General features: G+C 30.5%; 21 protein-coding genes. All 21 read left to right on the forward strand.

Features of this window, described 5'->3' with window-relative positions; translation table 11 throughout:
* Positions 1–181: 181 nt before the first annotated feature.
* The 21 genes from L1I30_RS09410 to L1I30_RS09510 all read left to right on the forward strand — a co-directional run bounded on the left by L1I30_RS09410 (position 182) and on the right by L1I30_RS09510 (position 17,708).
* Positions 182–553 (forward strand): transposase, encoded by a 372-nt coding sequence (locus L1I30_RS09410; protein WP_236134035.1) that lies wholly within the window; start codon positions 182–184, stop codon positions 551–553.
* Entirely contained in the window at positions 553–1,404 is an 852-nt protein-coding gene (locus L1I30_RS09415; RefSeq protein WP_308444063.1) for an IS3 family transposase, read from the forward strand. Before L1I30_RS09410 ends, L1I30_RS09415 begins: the two co-directional genes overlap by 1 nt.
* Positions 1,405–1,478: 74 nt before the next feature.
* Complete coding sequence (locus L1I30_RS09420; RefSeq protein ID WP_236134036.1) at positions 1,479–1,838, forward strand: hypothetical protein; 360 nt, start codon at positions 1,479–1,481, stop codon at positions 1,836–1,838.
* 214 nt (positions 1,839–2,052) lie between these two features.
* On the forward strand, positions 2,053–3,483 hold the full coding sequence (locus L1I30_RS09425; protein ID WP_236134037.1) for an amidohydrolase family protein: 1,431 nt from the start codon (positions 2,053–2,055) through the stop codon (positions 3,481–3,483).
* 115 nt (positions 3,484–3,598) lie between these two features.
* Positions 3,599–4,966: a Kelch repeat-containing protein gene (locus L1I30_RS09430; protein ID WP_236134038.1), complete on the forward strand. Its 1,368-nt coding sequence runs from the start codon at positions 3,599–3,601 to the stop codon at positions 4,964–4,966.
* A 151-nt stretch (positions 4,967–5,117) separates the two neighbouring features.
* On the forward strand, positions 5,118–5,747 hold the full coding sequence (locus L1I30_RS09435; RefSeq protein ID WP_236134039.1) for an SGNH/GDSL hydrolase family protein: 630 nt from the start codon (positions 5,118–5,120) through the stop codon (positions 5,745–5,747).
* A gap of 164 nt (positions 5,748–5,911) precedes the next feature.
* A complete protein-coding gene (locus tag L1I30_RS09440) occupies positions 5,912–6,841 on the forward strand; it encodes a hypothetical protein (RefSeq protein WP_236134040.1) in 930 nt (309 codons plus the stop codon).
* Positions 6,842–7,531: 690 nt separating this feature from the next.
* Positions 7,532–8,413 (forward strand): carboxypeptidase-like regulatory domain-containing protein, encoded by an 882-nt coding sequence (locus L1I30_RS09445; protein ID WP_236134041.1) that lies wholly within the window; start codon positions 7,532–7,534, stop codon positions 8,411–8,413.
* Between the two features lie 155 nt (positions 8,414–8,568).
* On the forward strand, positions 8,569–9,264 hold the full coding sequence (locus tag L1I30_RS09450; RefSeq protein WP_236134042.1) for a Tim44 domain-containing protein: 696 nt from the start codon (positions 8,569–8,571) through the stop codon (positions 9,262–9,264).
* A gap of 154 nt (positions 9,265–9,418) precedes the next feature.
* Positions 9,419–10,129: an SIMPL domain-containing protein gene (locus L1I30_RS09455; RefSeq protein WP_236134043.1), complete on the forward strand. Its 711-nt coding sequence runs from the start codon at positions 9,419–9,421 to the stop codon at positions 10,127–10,129.
* A gap of 167 nt (positions 10,130–10,296) precedes the next feature.
* The gene (locus L1I30_RS09460) at positions 10,297–10,914 is read left to right on the forward strand and encodes a hypothetical protein (protein ID WP_236134044.1); all 618 of its coding nucleotides are present in this window, start codon (positions 10,297–10,299) and stop codon (positions 10,912–10,914) included.
* A gap of 60 nt (positions 10,915–10,974) precedes the next feature.
* On the forward strand, positions 10,975–11,277 hold the full coding sequence (locus tag L1I30_RS09465) for an ArsR/SmtB family transcription factor (protein ID WP_236134045.1): 303 nt from the start codon (positions 10,975–10,977) through the stop codon (positions 11,275–11,277).
* 44 nt (positions 11,278–11,321) lie between these two features.
* On the forward strand, positions 11,322–11,585 hold the full coding sequence (locus L1I30_RS09470; protein WP_236134046.1) for a CBU_0592 family membrane protein: 264 nt from the start codon (positions 11,322–11,324) through the stop codon (positions 11,583–11,585).
* A 15-nt stretch (positions 11,586–11,600) separates the two neighbouring features.
* Entirely contained in the window at positions 11,601–12,203 is a 603-nt protein-coding gene (locus L1I30_RS09475; RefSeq protein ID WP_236134047.1) for a short chain dehydrogenase, read from the forward strand.
* Positions 12,204–12,407: 204 nt separating this feature from the next.
* Positions 12,408–12,866, forward strand: a complete 459-nt coding sequence (locus tag L1I30_RS09480) for an SRPBCC family protein (protein ID WP_236134048.1) — start codon at positions 12,408–12,410, stop codon at positions 12,864–12,866.
* Between the two features lie 290 nt (positions 12,867–13,156).
* Positions 13,157–13,732, forward strand: coding sequence for a hypothetical protein (locus tag L1I30_RS09485; RefSeq protein ID WP_236134049.1), 576 nt, complete (start codon positions 13,157–13,159; stop codon positions 13,730–13,732).
* 154 nt (positions 13,733–13,886) lie between these two features.
* On the forward strand, positions 13,887–14,615 hold the full coding sequence (locus tag L1I30_RS09490) for a lysozyme inhibitor LprI family protein (RefSeq protein ID WP_236134050.1): 729 nt from the start codon (positions 13,887–13,889) through the stop codon (positions 14,613–14,615).
* Positions 14,616–15,059: 444 nt separating this feature from the next.
* Positions 15,060–15,749, forward strand: a complete 690-nt coding sequence (locus L1I30_RS09495) for an ATP-binding cassette domain-containing protein (RefSeq protein ID WP_236134051.1) — start codon at positions 15,060–15,062, stop codon at positions 15,747–15,749.
* 591 nt (positions 15,750–16,340) lie between these two features.
* A complete protein-coding gene (locus tag L1I30_RS09500; protein WP_236134052.1) occupies positions 16,341–16,820 on the forward strand; it encodes a DUF2975 domain-containing protein in 480 nt (159 codons plus the stop codon).
* Positions 16,821–16,823: 3 nt separating this feature from the next.
* Positions 16,824–17,030, forward strand: a complete 207-nt coding sequence (locus L1I30_RS09505) for a helix-turn-helix domain-containing protein (protein ID WP_236134053.1) — start codon at positions 16,824–16,826, stop codon at positions 17,028–17,030.
* Between the two features lie 204 nt (positions 17,031–17,234).
* Complete coding sequence (locus L1I30_RS09510; protein WP_236134054.1) at positions 17,235–17,708, forward strand: hypothetical protein; 474 nt, start codon at positions 17,235–17,237, stop codon at positions 17,706–17,708.
* The last annotated feature ends 27 nt before the right edge of the window (positions 17,709–17,735 follow it).

A 17,735-nucleotide genomic window follows, 5' to 3' on the forward strand; every position in this document is an offset into this window, starting at 1 on the left:
TTAAACTGTCGAAAATCGAATCAAAAAAGGTCAACCTATTTCAGTATAATACAAACTTGACCAACAAGCCAATACTAAGCCGACAAATCCGCGTCCCTTACTCCGCCAACTGGCGATAACCGAGACCGTTGTAAACAATTTTGACTCGTCCTGAATAAAGGCTACATAATTTTAAATAGTTATGTATAAAAATGACAGAATCACCAGACGGTACAGCGAACCATTCAAATTAAAGATTTTATCCGAACTTAGTACTGGTAAATACTCCAAGTATGAACTTGGAAAGCTCTATGGAATTTCTTCTTCAACTATGAATGAATGGATTAAGAAGTATGAGCGAAAAGACCTAATGAACACTAGGGTTATGATAGAAACAAAAGATGAAATAACACGGATCAAAGCACTTCAAAAAGAAATTGAACAACTTAAAAAGCTGCTGCTAAAAAAAGATATGGATCAATTGGTTGATGATGCTTATTTAGAAGTTGCTGCTCAAAAACTAGGCTATAAAAGTGTCCTGGAACTTAAAAAAAAACTAAGTATCAAGCCTTAATTGTAGCAAAGGAAAAAGCCAGGGGATTTGCTTCGTTATCCAGCATATGTGATTGTTTCGAACTAAAACGTGATGCTTACTATAAGTATAAAAGTAGAGCTGATAAACGAAAAGAAGTTGAAAAACATATTGTAGCTATCGTTAAGAAACGACGCAAATCCCTTCCTAGAGAAGGTGTACGAAAGCTTATGAAATCCTTAAGCCAGGACTTTCAGAAACAACAAGTAAAAGTTGGTAGGGATACATTATTCAATGTACTAAGAGAACATAAAATGCTGACACTAAGAAAGAAGTACAGTGCTAGAACAACCAATTCGTATCACAGGTTTTACAAGTACAACAACATTATAAAAGATCTAAAGGTGACCAGACCTAATCAAGTGTGGGTATCAGACATTACCTATATCAGAACTGTCAAAGGTTTTTGTTACATGGCACTCATTACGGATATGCATTCAAGAAAGATTATTGGATATGACCTCAGTGACAGCCTGGAGCTTAAAGGATGCGTGAGAGCGCTTAAAAAAGCGATTTACAAGGCAAAAGGCATCAAAGGACTCATACATCATTCTGATCGGGGAATACAATACTGCAGTAATGTATATACGCAGATTCTTAAGACAAAAAAGATAGAAATCAGTATGACAGAAGAAAACCATTGCTACGAAAATGCCATGGCAGAGCGGGTAAATGGGATCCTAAAAGATGAATTCTATCTCGATCAGGTCTTTACCAATAAAGAACACGCTAAAAGAGCAGCAAAAAATGCAATCAAACTATATAATGAAATAAGATTACATTTATCTTTAGACTATCAAACACCTAATATGGTATATAAATTAACAGCGTAAATCAATTTTAACCTGTAGCCATATTTCAGGACAAGACATATTTGCAGAAAAATTCGAATACTAACATTTACAAAATGAATATAAATCACCTACTATTACTTTTACTATTAGCATTTTTAACTTCGTGTGGAAATTCTTCAGATAAAAAGAAAGTAACAATTGACGACTTTAATAAAAAATTTGAAGACAGTTTAGTTCCTATTCCTGATAAAAATTATTCAGTTTTCTATGCTAAAATTAAAGGTAATTCAAATGATACTATAAGATTAAGTATCAGTCCAATTAAAACTGAAAATCCAAAGAAATACTATTATTTTATAGGCGATTTTGAAAAAGAAATTCGAAGTGATTATTATGGCGAATCCAATAAATACATAACATTAGATCCATATAAGGCGACAGAAGGAAAAATTGAGTTAAAATACCAGTTGTAATAGTCTAGCAAATACTGTCAACAACAACGATTCATCTTAAATAACGGGTATTGTCGAACAGGTGTAATTTAAGAAACTAATAAAGAAAGTGGTTAATCCAACTAGTCTAAGTTTATATTGACTCAACCTTCTGTTATTAAGATCTTTAGGGGTGATTATTAAGAACGTCGTAACATCGTTAGGAAATCATCGTTTTATTAATAAATCAATCAAAATGAAATATCTGAAACTGCTGTTTCTAATTGTAATTATCAATTTCAATTTAGGCGCACAGAATAAATTAAAATTAGAAAATATAGGTTTAGCGAATAACGTTTACGTAATTAAAAATGTCAACATCATTCCTATGACTACAGATAATAAAATCATTACAAATGCTATAGTCGTAATTAAAAATGAAAAGATTTCATCTATTAATAGTGATTCAATTCCTAAGAAGGGAAAAATAATTGACGGAAGAGGGAAATGGTTGATTCCTGGATTAATTGATATGCACGTTCACACCAATGCAGATCTCAATTTTAAAGAAAATTCTGCAACACAGGGAGCTACTTTTTTTATGAACACCCAAGACGTGATGACAACCTACATAGTGAATGGTGTAACAACCATATTTGAACTGGGGGGAAGAGTTGAGCACTTTGGACAAAGAAATGAAATTGCGAAAGGCAAAGTCATTGGGCCTCGAATGGCAATAGCATCAATGCTAAATGGTGGAGATAATAATGGAGGAAGAATAGTAAATAATGCTTCAGATGCTCGGCAAGCAGTAAGGAGTGCAAAAGCTGAAGGTTATAATTTTATTAAGGCTTATTCAGATTTAAATATTGAATCATTTCATGCAATTATGGATGAGGCTCAAAAACAAGGGCTTAAAGTTGTTGGACACATACCCGATGTATTTAAGGGTAAAACCAAAGAAGCGTTCGTGCCAAATTTTGGCTTAGTAGCACATGCAGAAGAATTCTCCAAACAAATCAGGAATAAAGAAAAGACGGAAAAAGACGCTCAGACATTTGCCTTTATGTCCAAAGCAAACAATACTTGGTTGATTCCTAATTTAATAGCAATTAAAACAATTAGAGATCAAGTACAATCAATCGACTCTATACGATTAATGAAAACATTGAAATATGTCCATCCTCTATTACAAGATAAATGGCTTAATGCAAATAACTACAACAAACATTCAAGTCCAGAATTCTTAAACTATTTAGATAGCTTGATTACTTTTCATAAACAATTGGTTGTTGCATTTAAGAAAGCTGGGGTGCCCATGGTAGCCGGTACTGATGCTGGAGTTTCTGGAGTTGTAACAGGTTTTGCTCTGCACGATGAACTCGAGTTGTTAGTAGAAGCGGGTTTATCAAACGAGGAAGTATTGATCTCAGCCACCAGACGTCCCTCTGAATGGTTGGGTATTAATGAAATGGTCGGCACAGTTGAAATTGGTAAATATGCTGATCTCATATTATTAAATGCAAATCCTCTGGAGAATATCCGAAACACTCGAGAGATTAGAGGAGTTTTTGTAAACGGAAAGTGGGTGGATAAAAATAAAATTGAAGAGATGCTTTCCGTATTAGCAGATTGGAATACTTTGATGAAAGAGGGGTATGAATGGAAAAATCGCAGAGAATATTAGTAATTAAAACATCTCCTAACACCGGTTCATCCCCGATAGGTGGTAGCCTTAGAAAGAAAATAATTAAATTAACGAACAATTAAAACTGAAGCCAATCCAACAGAGAAGTACAATAATGACTAAACAAAATTTATATTTTATAATTCTAGGAATATTTTTCATTACAGAACCATTTTACACTCAAGAATTAAGAGGTAGAATAATCGAAAGTGAAAATAAAAAACCTTTAGAAAATGTAAATATTTATAATAAAAGAACAGGTTTTGGTACAACTTCAAATTCGGTAGGAAAGTTTTATCTAAATGAAGATATTAAGAGTTCTGATAGTTTAATATTTAGTCACATTGGGTATCAAACAGAAATAGGAACGATATCTGAATTCAAATCGGCGGCTTTCCTAATGGAATTACAGAAAAAAATTGATGACTTAGATTTGGTTGATATAAGCTCCAAAAATCTTAATGATCAAATGGATTTCCTAATTCTTGAGAGTATTCCCAAAGCGCTCTACGCATTCTCTACTAATATTATAAATGGAGAACTTTTTGTAATTGCAGGAAACGAGTCTGAGGAAACCAAGCAGGCATTAAAACTTTTAGATAGGTATTCTGATTTAGAGTTGGATGATTTTTTAAAGGCTCTGATAAGAAAACCTAATACGGATTGGGCCAGTTTCAGTTCAAAAATTTATCGGTATGACTTCAGCACTAAAAACTGGGCAAATTCCAAAAAAGCAATAATTCCAAGAGCCTATCATAATTCTGAAGTTTTAAATGATAAAATTTATATTTATGGAGGAAAAACCCTTTCTACAAATCACTGGAAAGAATATTTACCTAATAAAGTTGAAATTTATGACGTAAAGAATGACACATTACTAATAGACGAAACTAATCCCCATATGGCAGTGAACTTTGCCAGTTTTACGAATGACTCACTAATTTTCCTAATGGGTGGTTCGATTAAAGAATTTAAAAATACAAATAGAAAACAGTATACAAATAAGGTTCACGTATTTAATTCGAAAACGGGTTATTGGAGTGAATTGGGGGCTATGCCAGAAGGTAAAGAAACTTCGGGTGTTTTAGTAGATGGTATTTTCTATTTAATTGGTGGTTACAAAGGAGAGCCTCTTAACTCAATTGAAACATATAATTTATCAAATGGTAGATGGCAGAGAATCGGAAAACTATTTACTCCAATGGAAAGACCTGCAATATCCAAAAAGGATCATATGATTTATATTTATGATGAGAAACGAATTTTATCATTCAACACGTTCACTAAAATATTAAAAGAGTTTCAAATAGATATTGACCTTTATGACCCTAAAATGGTGCTTTACGAAAATAATATATTCATTTTAGGTGGTTTCAGTAAATCTGAATTTAAACTTAAACCATCGAAAGAATTTTATAAAATCCCAATTGAAAATTTTAAAAACACTAAAATAAAAAGACAAAGAACATTTGATAGTTTATAAGTAAAATACTTAGCATAATATTGGTTAAGCGAAAATATCGGGCATTCTGGTTTAAAATGCTATTTTAGTTATCAAGTAAAAAGCAACTAGCCGAAAAGAACGTGTCCTTACTACTCGCTTTAACCAATACCGTTGGCAAAATTCTCACGATATGAAGAGTTTAATACTTATTTTTTTCGCATTAATAATCACAAACTCTCGTACATATTGTCAACAAGAAATCAGTAATAATACTTCAAAATCAAAAATTAATGTTTTATTTATTGGTAACAGCCTTACATATACCAATAACTTACCAAAACTTGTACAGAAAAATGCAAAACTAAAAGGGATAAAGATTAATGTTAAAACGATTGCATTTCCTAACTACTCAATTCAAGAACACTGGGATAACGGGGAAATCCAAAAATTAATTTCAAGTAAAAAATATGACTTTGTGATCATCCAGCAAGGACCTTCATCTCAAAATATTGGTAGAGAAATGCTTATTGAATATGGGGGGAAATATAGTAGTTTATGTAAAATGAATAATGTCAAGCTATGCTATTTTATGGTTTGGCCTTCATTAAACTACTATCATACTTTTAATGATGTTATAAATAACCATACGGATGCAGCATTAATTAATAATTCTATTTTACTACCTGTTGGAAGGATATGGAAAGAATATATTGATTCCACCAATAGTAAAGAATATTATTCCTCTGATAGGTTCCATCCTTCCCTAAAGGGCAGTCAAGTAGCGGCTCAAGTAATTGTAAAGCATTTATTTCAATTATAAAAACTATTGCCAGTATAGGTTAAGTGCAAATGGCGGCCGCTTCATTGAAAAGTTCTATTTTAGACACCTATTAAATAACTAAAAACTGATAAGTCCGTGTCCATACTCCACGCCACTTCCTTAACCATAACTGTTGGCAATAATTCTATAATAAAAGTTTAGTAATGATAAAAATAAAGATCGCAGTTATATTAATTTTCATTTCAAGTTCATTATCTGCTCAGAACGAATCTGATATAGTCCAATTTAATAAAGCCTTAAATCAGTTTATAAATGTCCGAGATTTTTGTATCTCAAAGGATGGGAATGAAGCATTCTTCACTATACAAAGCCCGAATCAAGAAATTTCACAACTAGCATATATTCAAAAGGAAAAGGATAAATGGTCAAAACCAGAAATATTACCTTTTTGTGATTCATATATGTATTTAGAACCTTTCCTATCATTTAATAATAATCGTCTTTTTTTTGTTTCAGATAGGCCATTAAATGATTCTATTATTGACAAAAAGGATTTTGACATTTGGTATGTTGACAGAAACAATGAAGACAATAAATGGTCCAATCCCAAGAATATAGGAAAACCAGTTAATTCAGAATTAGACGAGTTTTATCCTTCCGTTAGTAAAAACAACAATCTATATTTTACAATGATATCTCCAGACGGTTTTGGAGAAGATGATATTTATTTTTGTAAATGGGAGAATAATAAATATTCAAATCCTATTCTATTAAATGAGAATATAAACAGCTCTGGTTATGAGTTTAATGCTTTTGTTTCAGAAAAAGAAGATTTTCTAATATATTCAAAATACAATGAAGAAGATGGTCAAGGAAGTGGAGACTTATACATTTCAAAAAAAGATTCTAACGGAAAATGGAAAAAGGCAGTGAATTTAGGAATTCCTGTAAATACTAAATATATGGAATATTGCCCATTTTATGATGAGAAAAACCAAATGTTGTATTTTACAAGTAAGAGAAATAACATTAAGCCAAGAAGATTCAATAATATTTCAGATTTTAAAAGGTATGTTATTGAAAGTAATAATGGTTTAAGTAAAGTTTATATGACCTCACTTAAAATAGAATAAAACTATTGCTAACATTTCGTATGAAACATAGCTATTATAGCTTCTACGAGAGGTTTTGTATATGTTAAAAGTATGTCAAATTTTAAATTTGGTTAGATTTAGAAAAGAAAATTGAACATAAAAATTAAAAATTCGGCTTGTGCTAAATCCGATAGGTTAGCATTTATTTATATGCTAAGTTTCATGTATAAGCCCGTTGGTAATAATTTTAATAGTTAGATTTTCATTAATAACGTGAAATTGCCAGTATATAATCTGACTAAGAAAATCAATCCCAATTAATATAATGCCTAATAAATCAAATAAAGAAAGTGGTTTAACTCAAAATGATAAAATTTTGATATTCTTATTTGCCCCATTTTACATTTTTTTCGGAGGAGTCAGTTCTTTTTATAATTTACCGGGTAATAAAAAACAAAATAAACAAGCCTTAATAACTTATTTTATAGGATTGTCTTTTTGGATTGTTTTACTAATTTCAATTTACTATCTATTTGACTCTTTTCAATAAATAGAAAATTGCGCTTATGATTATTTCGTCTTATACAGTTTAAAAACAATTAGAACAACAGCCAACAGTGATTACGGATAAATTTTAGTAATTTGTGTTGTCAATAAAGTAAATAATAAAGGTCTAATTCCGGCTATTATTCCGCCACTTGTATTAACCGAAACCATTGCCCATAATATATGATAAGAAATCTACTTATAATTATTAGCCTTATTAGCTTTCAATTTTCAATTGCTCAAATTCAAGGAAGAGTAATTGATTCTAATACAAATAATGCCATTTCATTTACAAGTATTTGGATGGAAAATGGGAATAGTGGAACAACATCAGACAAAAATGGAATCTTTCAATTAAACAAAACAGGTAATTCTGAAATTGTAGTCTTTTCAGCTATTGGCTACGAAACAAAACGAGTTGAATATAATTTACTTGTAGACAATATTTCATTAAATCCAATATTAGAAACGAAAAATGGAAAATTAATTAGTTCTAGAAAGAAAAGAAGAGCGAAGGATATTGGACAATACAACAAATCAAATATTAAAAGATTTTTTGGAGCTAGTAATTCACCTGGGATGACAGCGCGATTTTTCGAATATAACAATTCATATTCTAAAACACCATTTTTAAACAAAATTACGGTACTAACAAGTAGCGATATTCCTCGGGCCAAATTCCTAATCAAGCTATATAACAAGGATAGTACTGGAAAACCAGGTGATTTTCTATACAACAAGAATATCATAGGGATTGCAAGGCGCGGTAAAAGATCAACTAAAATAGATATTTCCGATTTGAATATAAAATTTCCAAAAAATGGTCTTTTTGTTGCAATAGAATGGTTAATTATAGAAGATAACAAATTTGAATATTCATACATATCTCCAGGTAGGAAGGGTGAATTGAAAGATATATCATATGAACCAGCAATAGGTGTGATTTCGAGTTTAACAGTCAGTAACACGTGGAGTTTCATTCAAGGTAAATGGATTAGAATACCGAAAGATCCAATGAATAACGAATTTAAAATTTTAGCAATGAAATTAGAACTATCTGATTAATACACTGTAAGTAACAACGGTTCATCGCCAATAAGCGGCACCGTTAGTAAGAAAAGAATTAACCTGACCATCAAACCAATACTAAGCCCACAGATCAACCTCCTTTATTCCGCCAACGGGCGATATCGGCATCGTTGTAGCGCATTAAATTCAGTATGAAGAATATAAAAGCTCGATATGTTTTATTAATTATATTACTCTTATCGGTTGAGTTAGTCAATGCGAGAGCAGGGGGAAGAAGTTATTCCTTTGGACACTCCGGCCCTTACGGTCAATATTTATTTTATCTTTCTTTGCCTCTTTTATTGTTTTTCTGGATGATAAAATATGGTTTAATAAAATTCAAAAAAAGTAAAGCAGAAAGATTATTGACTAAAATAGAATCTGAAGATCAAATTTGGAATTCAAAAAACATAGCGATTAGAGTTAATGAAGCATTCTATAAGGTTCAAGAAGCTTGGATGGCTCGAGATCAAAATATTGCAAAAAACTATATGAGTCAGAAAATTTATGATAAACATAAACTTCAAACGGATGAGCTTATCAAGAAAGGATGGATTAATGTACTAGAAAATGTTAAACTCCATCAATCGACTATAATTAGCGTAAAAGACTTTATAAATAATAAAAAAGATACATTCTCAGTTCTTATAAATGCTTCGATGGTTGATTATCATATTAATGAAAAAACAAAACAGGTAACGGAAGGTGTGACTTATAGATCTCAAGACTTTGAAGAAATCTGGCATTTTATTCGAATTGATAATAATTGGTGTCTAGATAAAATCTATTCAGATATCAATGGAAGGGACTTAGTAGATAGTAAATCATTTAAAGAAATTAAACTTTAGACGGTTATCATAAATAGCGGATTACTTTTAATGAAAATAATTAAATTAACCAATAACTAAAATCTTAGCCCACCAGTTAGTGTCCCTACCACGCCATTTATATTCACCTAGACTGTTAACAAAATTTTTAATAATCGATATATAATCAAAACAAATGAAAAACTTCGGACTTCTAATCATAATTGGATTTATGACTCTAAATATTTATTCGCAGTCAAAAAACTTCATTGACCAACCATTTCTAGAAACTGAAGTTGAAACTGATACATTGGTAATTCCTGATAAAATTTATTTAACGATTAAATTAGATGAAGAAGATAATCGAAATAGAAGATCAACAGAAGAACTTGAAAAATCGATGTTAATGGTTTTAAATTCTTTGGATATTGATACAGATAAAGATTTATCCCTTTTGGATTTTAATAGTGATTTTAAAAAATATTTTTTGAGTTCACAACAAGTTCTCAAGGCTAAAATGTATTCTCTAATTGTAAATGATGCTCGTACTGCAGGAAGAGTTTTAGCTGGTTTAGAAAAAGAGGATATATCTAATGTATCGATTGAAAAAACCGAATATTCAAAGTCGGAACAATTAATTCTTGAATTGAAGTCCAAAGCGATAGTAAAAGCAAAACAAAATGCTGAAAATATGCTTGCACCATTAAATCAAAAGCTTGGAAAGGCTATTTATATATCTGATACAAACACAGCTTCATTAACCCGCCAATTACAAGGAAAAGTAGCTGGGGTTCAAATAAGAGGAATGTCAAGTTTGTATGGAACTCGAGCAAAGGAAGATATACTGATAGATTTTGAAAAGATTAAGTTTTCATCTAAAGTTAAAGTGACTTTTGTGATTGAATAAAACCACTACCTGACAATCCATATTTGTAATCGGGGCCATTCAGGCAGAAGGGAATCGCTATAAATCCTGAATTTAAAAACTAACCTATATAAACTCATATATTAACTTAACTACCATAACTGACGAATACACGAGACCGTTGACAACAATTAATCTGAAACTACAATATGAAAAAAAATTACATCCTGACAATTTTATTTTTGATTCTTGTTCCCAGAGTTAAAGCACAAAACGGAGATTTTTTAGACACAATTGCAAGTAAAACATGCGAATGCGTTGAATTGAAAAATAAATCCGAAGCTAATGAAAAGCTACCTCCTAAGGTGCAAGTAGGAATATGTTTATTTGAATCAGCTAAAGATTTTAAAAAGGAATTAGCTGACCAATATGGTTTTAATCTTGATAATATTGCTGAAAATGCTGAAAAACTTGGTGAAATGGTTGGGAATAGAATGGCTTTTATTTGCCCTAATACACTTATGAAATTCTCTGTTGAGATTCAAGATGAGGAAGAATTATCAATAAGCTTTACAGTACAAGGCCAAATTGTTAATATTAATGAAGATATGTTCGTGGTTTTCAATGTCAAAAATCAAAAAGGGAAAATTGAGAAATTTTACTGGCTAACATTTCTTAATTCCAATTATGACGTTCAAAATTCTTTTAAAGAATTAAAAGGAAAAAATATCAAAATTGAATATTTCGAAGAAGAATTGTTTGACCCGAGAATTAAAGAATATAGAATATTCAATAGTATTTCTACTTTGGAATTAATGGATGAATAGATCCTGTAAATTTCATGAAGTACATTTTTATATATCGAAAATTATAGATATGTTTGTGATATGGATTTGAAAACAGCCACAGAAATAGGTAAATGTTTATCTAATAAAACGAGAGTGCAGATAATGGAATGGTTGAAAGAACCTGAAACCAATTTTCCGCCGCACGAAACATTAAAACATTTTAATGATGGCGTCTGCGTAACTTATATTCAAGAAAAAGCAGGATTATCTCAATCTACTATTTCCACGTATTTAACGAATATGGAAAAATGCGGACTTTTAATTTCAACAAGACATGGAAAATGGTCGTATTTAAAAAGAAACGAGAATGTAATCCAAGATTATATAAAATATATAAGCTAAAAAAAATTCGATCCATATATCTATATTTCGCAATATAACAATTTATGAAAACAATTTTTGACATTATAGGGTGGTTAGGATCAGGATTGATAATCCTTGCCTACGCCCTTACTCTTATCGAGAGTAAGAAATATTTACAATATGGTAAATATTTAAATCTTTTAGGCGGCTTGTTTATTGCCTTAAACTGTTATTATTATAATGCAATTCCGCCATTTGTGACCAATTTACTTTGGAGTGTAATTGCAACACTTACTATATACAAAAGAAGAGAAGAAAAAGAAAATGTAATAAAACTCAATGTTTAACTTAAAATAAAAAAAATGAAAATACTTATAATTGGAGGAAATGGAACGATCGGTAAAAAGGTGGTTTCTCATTTTAGCAAGGATAATGAGATCTTAATCGCGGGAAGAACCTCTGGAAATGTCACAGTAGATATTGCAGATAGTAATTCAATTAAATCTATGTTTGAAAAAGCGGGAAAAGTGGATGCTATTATTTGCATAGCTGGAGAAGCAAAGTGGGCTGATTTTAATCATCTTTCCGAAGAAGATTACTACATCGGACTAAAAAGCAAATTAATGGGACAGGTTAATTTGGTTAGATTAGGAAAAGAGTATTTGAATCAAAAAGGCTCTATAACATTATCGACAGGAATTCTAGCAGATGATCCTGTGGCGCAAACAACAAGTGCAGCGATGGTTAATGGAGGAATTCATAGTTTTGTGAAAGCCGTTGCACTTGAAATTGAAAATGGTATTCGAATTAATGTCGTATCATCAGGAATGGTTGAAGATGCTTATGAAAAATATAGAGATGCTTTTCCGGGGCATAATCCCATTCCTATGGAAAAGGTAGTTAACGGTTATATAAGAAGTGTAGATGGAAAAGGACACGGAGAAATAATTAGAATTTATGTTTAGAAGCCAGTTGCCAACCACGTATAACAGAAATAACGGTTACGTAAAAAAAAGCTAAATTAGTTTTCAAAACAATCAAAATCGTTTAGCCAACAAACCCACATCTAAAAGTTCGCGATATTTGTTTAAACCGAGACTTTGTCGAGCATTGTAAAGACAATTACCCAATATGCAACAGAAACAAAGATTTTAACGAATACTTAAATTATGAAAAAGCTACAATTCATAAAAGACATTCATGCATCTGCTGAGCATGTTTACAATATTATGCTTGGTATTAGCAATGTTGAAACATACGAGCAATGGACATCTGAATTTAATCCAACCTCTACTTATGAAGGAAGTTGGGAAAAAGGATCAAAAATCTATTTCGTTGGAACGGATGAAAATGGGAAGCGAGGAGGAATGGTATCGGAAATTTCGGAGAACATTCCATTCCAATTTGTTTCCATTCGGCATTATGGCATCTTAGATGGGGAAAATGAAATTACGGAAGGTGCTGAAGTTGAAAAATGGACAGGTGGACTGGAAAATTATTCCTTTGAAGAAAACAACGGAGTTACAACCGTAACAGTAGAGGTAGATGCATTGGAAGACTTTATTAGTTATTTCAATGAGACTTTTCCAAAGGCTTTGGAGAGACTTAAAAAAATTGCAGAAAAATAGTTTGAAATTTCCGATACGCCAACAAAAGATCTTTGCAAATAACCGAGACCGTAATAAAGAACGATTATATTGAAAAATTTCACCTTCTTAATTCTTTTAATAATCTGCCAACTTTCAGTTCATTTGGAGAAGAATTGACATGCGCAGATTTCAGAGCAGGCAATTTCTATATTTCTACGATGATAAAAAAGTACCAAATTATTAGTTTATCAAAACGATGAGATGATTAATGAAATATCTGAGTCAACTGACAACAAATAAAACATTTTTTTACTAAATTTTGTTTAGGGATGGAAAAGGTTGCATGCACATTTACCATGGTTTTTACGAGAAAAAAGATTTTATCAGTAAAGGAGAGAAAAAGCTTAGGTAGAGAATTTTTAATGCTGACTGTTTTTAAACCATTAGGAACAGCAACTTTTTTTACAATATTTTTTTTAATTATATTACCTTTTGATCCAATTGTACCGGATATATTCAGCACAGAACCTGTAAATTCGTTGAGTAAATATTTTGATCAGGTAATTAAATCATTAATAGCCTTGCCAAAAATATTCTTGGCAATATCTGCAATAGCATTTATTTATTATGTAAGTAGAGAATTTATTTTGATAATAGATTTAGCAAGGGATTATTTCAGTTTAGAAAAAACTTTGGGTAATTATTTTATTAAGGATAAAAAAGTCTTTCTAAATAATTATTATTTAAAGACGTCTAATCCTAATTTCGAGAAAATAAAAACCAATAGAACCACTTTTAATAAAATTGATAAAGAACAAAATATTGATTTAGTTGTATCGAGATCGAAACGTGTTTATAGATTTAACCCACTTACAAAAAATTTTAGCACAGATAAATTGTTATAATAAAGCAACAAAAGCTATTAGCATGAATAGCGGTAACTGATTTATTTGAATAATTAGAGCGTCTAATAAAGCGAATAGTTAAGCAGATTTATTTCCGACCAATACTCCACGCTTGTATTCACTTAGATCGTTAACATTAATATGAATAACAAGAATGAAGGAAATTTTTATATTAATAATACTAATTGTGAGTATCAATTGTTTTTCACAAACTCAAGCGGAAATGAATCAGCAGTCGTATGAAGAATTGCACCAATCGAACAAGACACTAAATGAGATATATCAAACTATTATCACTGAATATACAAGTGATACAATCTTTATTAAAAATTTAAAAAGATCTCAGCGATTATGGATACAGTTTAGGGATGCACAAATAGAAATGAAATATCCAGAATACGTTGATAAGCTTTATGGTTCAATTCATCCAACGTGTAGAGTGATTTACCAAAGAGAGTTAACCCAAAAAAGAATTGCAACCCTTAACAATTGGCTGAGCGGAACAGAAGAAGGTGACGTTTGTAATGGTTCAGTAAAAATCATTTCAAATATAGATCCCCAATTTAGGGGAAAAGCGTTTATTGAAAAAGATGGTTTAATTTGGTTAAATGCAAATATGAAAAGAGATCACCGAATTTTCGGTTATAAAGAGAAAGATATTTGTTCAGAAAAAATGATTTTATTATCAGTTTTTACAAATGAAGTAGAAAATAATCCTTTTGATTGCCAATATGGGGCTTATTACGATACAAGTGGAATGAAGGAAATTAGTCTAAAATATATTTCTACCGAAGGAGATTTTTTAAAGGTTGCGGTAATAAAAAAAGATAAAAAATTAGATGAGATTTATATGCTTAAAAACTGGTTTGAGATTGATAGATAAAAAAGCCCTTTATTCACAAAACGTTTAATGCCAATGGCTTGTTTATAGAAAAGAACTAAATTAGTTTCTCATTCTAAGCGAAATCGTTATGAGCCACAAATTTGCAATTAAGGTTTCATGCGATTTGTATTAATCGCGACCTTTGTAATCGATTTCTACAATAAAGATTATAACGATAAGACATTTTAAAAACATACTGTTATTTCAAAAAAATATTTTCCTATTAGGATTATTTATTTCTATTGTTGTAGGTATTTCTGTTAACAATTTTAAGTTGATTGGTTTATACTATTTTTTAATTAGCCCTATTATTCATTATTTAATCTATGAGATAAGAGGTAATTATGAATATTATTATTATTTCAATCTTGGATTTCGTAGAATTTCTCTTTGGTGTTCCACAATAATTCTAGGTGTTATTAATCTTTTCTTTTTTTTAATGCTATGAAAGATCTTCATGTTGATAGTATAAGAAAGTGTTATCATGATAAATTAATTTTAAGTGACATTTTCTTGTCTTGTCGTAAAGGTGAAATTGTTGGGTTACTTGGAAGAAATGGTTCAGGTAAATCTACTTTACTCAAAATAATTTTTGGAATTGAAGATGCAGAAAATAAATTTGTTAGAGTTCAGGGTAAAGTTTTAAAGAGCTTTGCAGATTCTAGAAAGTTGATAAATTATCTCCCTCAAGATAATTTCTTGCCAAAAAACATTAAAGTTCGAAATATTATTAATTTGTTTCTTCCACAAGGAAAAAGAAAGCATCTACTTCAGAATGTTTTTATCAAACCTTTATTACAAAAGAAATTTCATGTTTTATCTGGAGGAGAAAAAAGAATATTGGAAATATTATTATTACTAAACTCAAAAGCTGATTTTGTATTATTAGATGAGCCATTTAATGGCGTTAGCCCAATTCTTCGAGATCTAATAATAAAAAATATAAAGGACGAAAAATCAAACAAAGGCTTCATTGTTACAGATCATGATTATGAGAATGTAATAACGATAGCAGATAGAATTTTACTTCTCAAAGATGCAAGTTTGAAAGAGATTAAAGACAAAAGAGAACTTATTAAGTATGGCTACCTATCAAAGACTACTTACAAAACGGTATTCTTAAATTTAGGTTAACCGAGGTGCTTAGTAGTAATTCAGCCAGGAATCCTGAGTTTAATTATGATCTTTTAAACCTTCATTATGAAAAAAGAAATTTCTGAAAATTATCTTAATTGCAATTTTAATATCTATTTCAGGATGCAGTAATTCTGATGATGAAACTTCTATACTGGACGAAGGATCGTGGCTACCAATGCATATTGGAAAAATAAAGAGTCAAGTGCATTCGTAGTAAACCTTAGGACGCATGTTCTTTTAGCTTTTATTTCATGGTTTTGTCTATACTACTTAGTAATGATATTGAATTAAAATTGTAACAAAACTAAAAAGGGTATTGTATAAATCGACAATTAAAAAATGAAATATAACTTTTTAATACTATATCACTTTTCATAGCCCACTTGGGGGTAGACTTTATCGATACCTTACTACCTTCACAATCCTAATATTCAGAAATCCACTTCGCAATTAAATTCCAAAAACAGAGGTTTTAATATCAGCAATGAACATCATTAAATGTAAAATTATTTTTTTGAGTAGTAATAAAAATTTATTGTTTATCAATAAATTTTTTATCTATATTTACACTTTAAATTATCATTCATCATGAAAAAAATTTCAATCATATTTCTTCAGGCAGTTGTTGTGCTTATAGGTATTGTAGCACTTTCCATCATGATTAGGTTTCCATTGACCGAGGGAAGAGCAGAGAATCTGGACGTATTCAATATTTATTTTGATCCATTCATATTATATGGATATGCATCATCAATCGCCTTTTTCGTTGCGCTATATAAAGCATTTAGACTCCTAGGATATATCGGGCAAAGTAAATTATTTTCCCTAAGCTCCATAAAAGCTATAAGAAGCATTAAATACTGTGCAATTATATTAGGAATTTTAATAGCTGCGTCAGGATTATTCATAAAAATCTCTCATAATAAAGAAGACGATCCTGCAGGTTTTCTTGCAATATGCATCATAATCACATTTATTTCCATAGCAGTAGCAACTACGGTGGCTGTGCTTGAAAAAAGTTTGCAAAACGCTGTAGATATGAAATCTGAAAATGACTTAACTATTTAAGCTATGCCTATTATTGTGAATTTAGACGTAATGATGGCAAAGCGAAAAATTTCTTTGAATGAACTTTCTGAACGAGTTGAATTAACATTATCCAACCTCTCTATTTTAAAAACGGGGAAGGCGAAAGCAATTCGTTTTAGCACCTTAGAAGCAATTTGTAAAGCATTAGACTGCCAACCAGGTGATATTTTAGAATATGTAGAGGAGTAGTATCTTTATTAATAATCTGAGTCTCTTCTTCAATAAATATAATAGCTTGAATGAATCCTTTAGAATTATGAGTATGTATTTGATTGAAAATTAATATTTTAGATATCGAAAAAAAAATTAACTAACTGGATGGGAAAATATCTTTCACCTAGCGAGTTACATTATGCGTGATCCTTAGATTTAATTAATTTTAAAATGTAAATTTTGAATTATAATAAAAATATATTAGATACAATTATTGATTTCCTTCATTCCATTAATATAAATATTATTGAAAAAGAATTATCACCTGAAACTTTTTTACCGGGCTTAAAAATTGAAGGAGATACCATTTTCTTGGATAAAGAAAAATTAAAATATCCAGGAGATATGTTGCATGAAGCAGGACATATAGCGGTTACAGAAGAGGGAATTAGACCATTTCTCGGCACAAAAGATAGTGACAGTATTAACCCAACCGAGGGTGATGAAATAGCTGCTATCTTGTGGTCTTACGCGGCATCCCATTATCTAAAATTAGATCTAAATATAGTATTTCACACTAACGGATATAAAAATGATTCTAAATGGTTAATTGAACAATTCAATAACCAAAATTATATAGGATTACCACTTCTAGAGTGGATGTCGCTGTGTGAAAAGGATGAGTTTCCGGTTATGAAAAAATGGCTTAGATGAATATAAAATTAATTGAAATACGATCGT

This window comes from Gillisia lutea, from assembly GCF_021568705.1.
Lineage (GTDB): Bacteria > Bacteroidota > Bacteroidia > Flavobacteriales > Flavobacteriaceae > Gillisia > Gillisia lutea.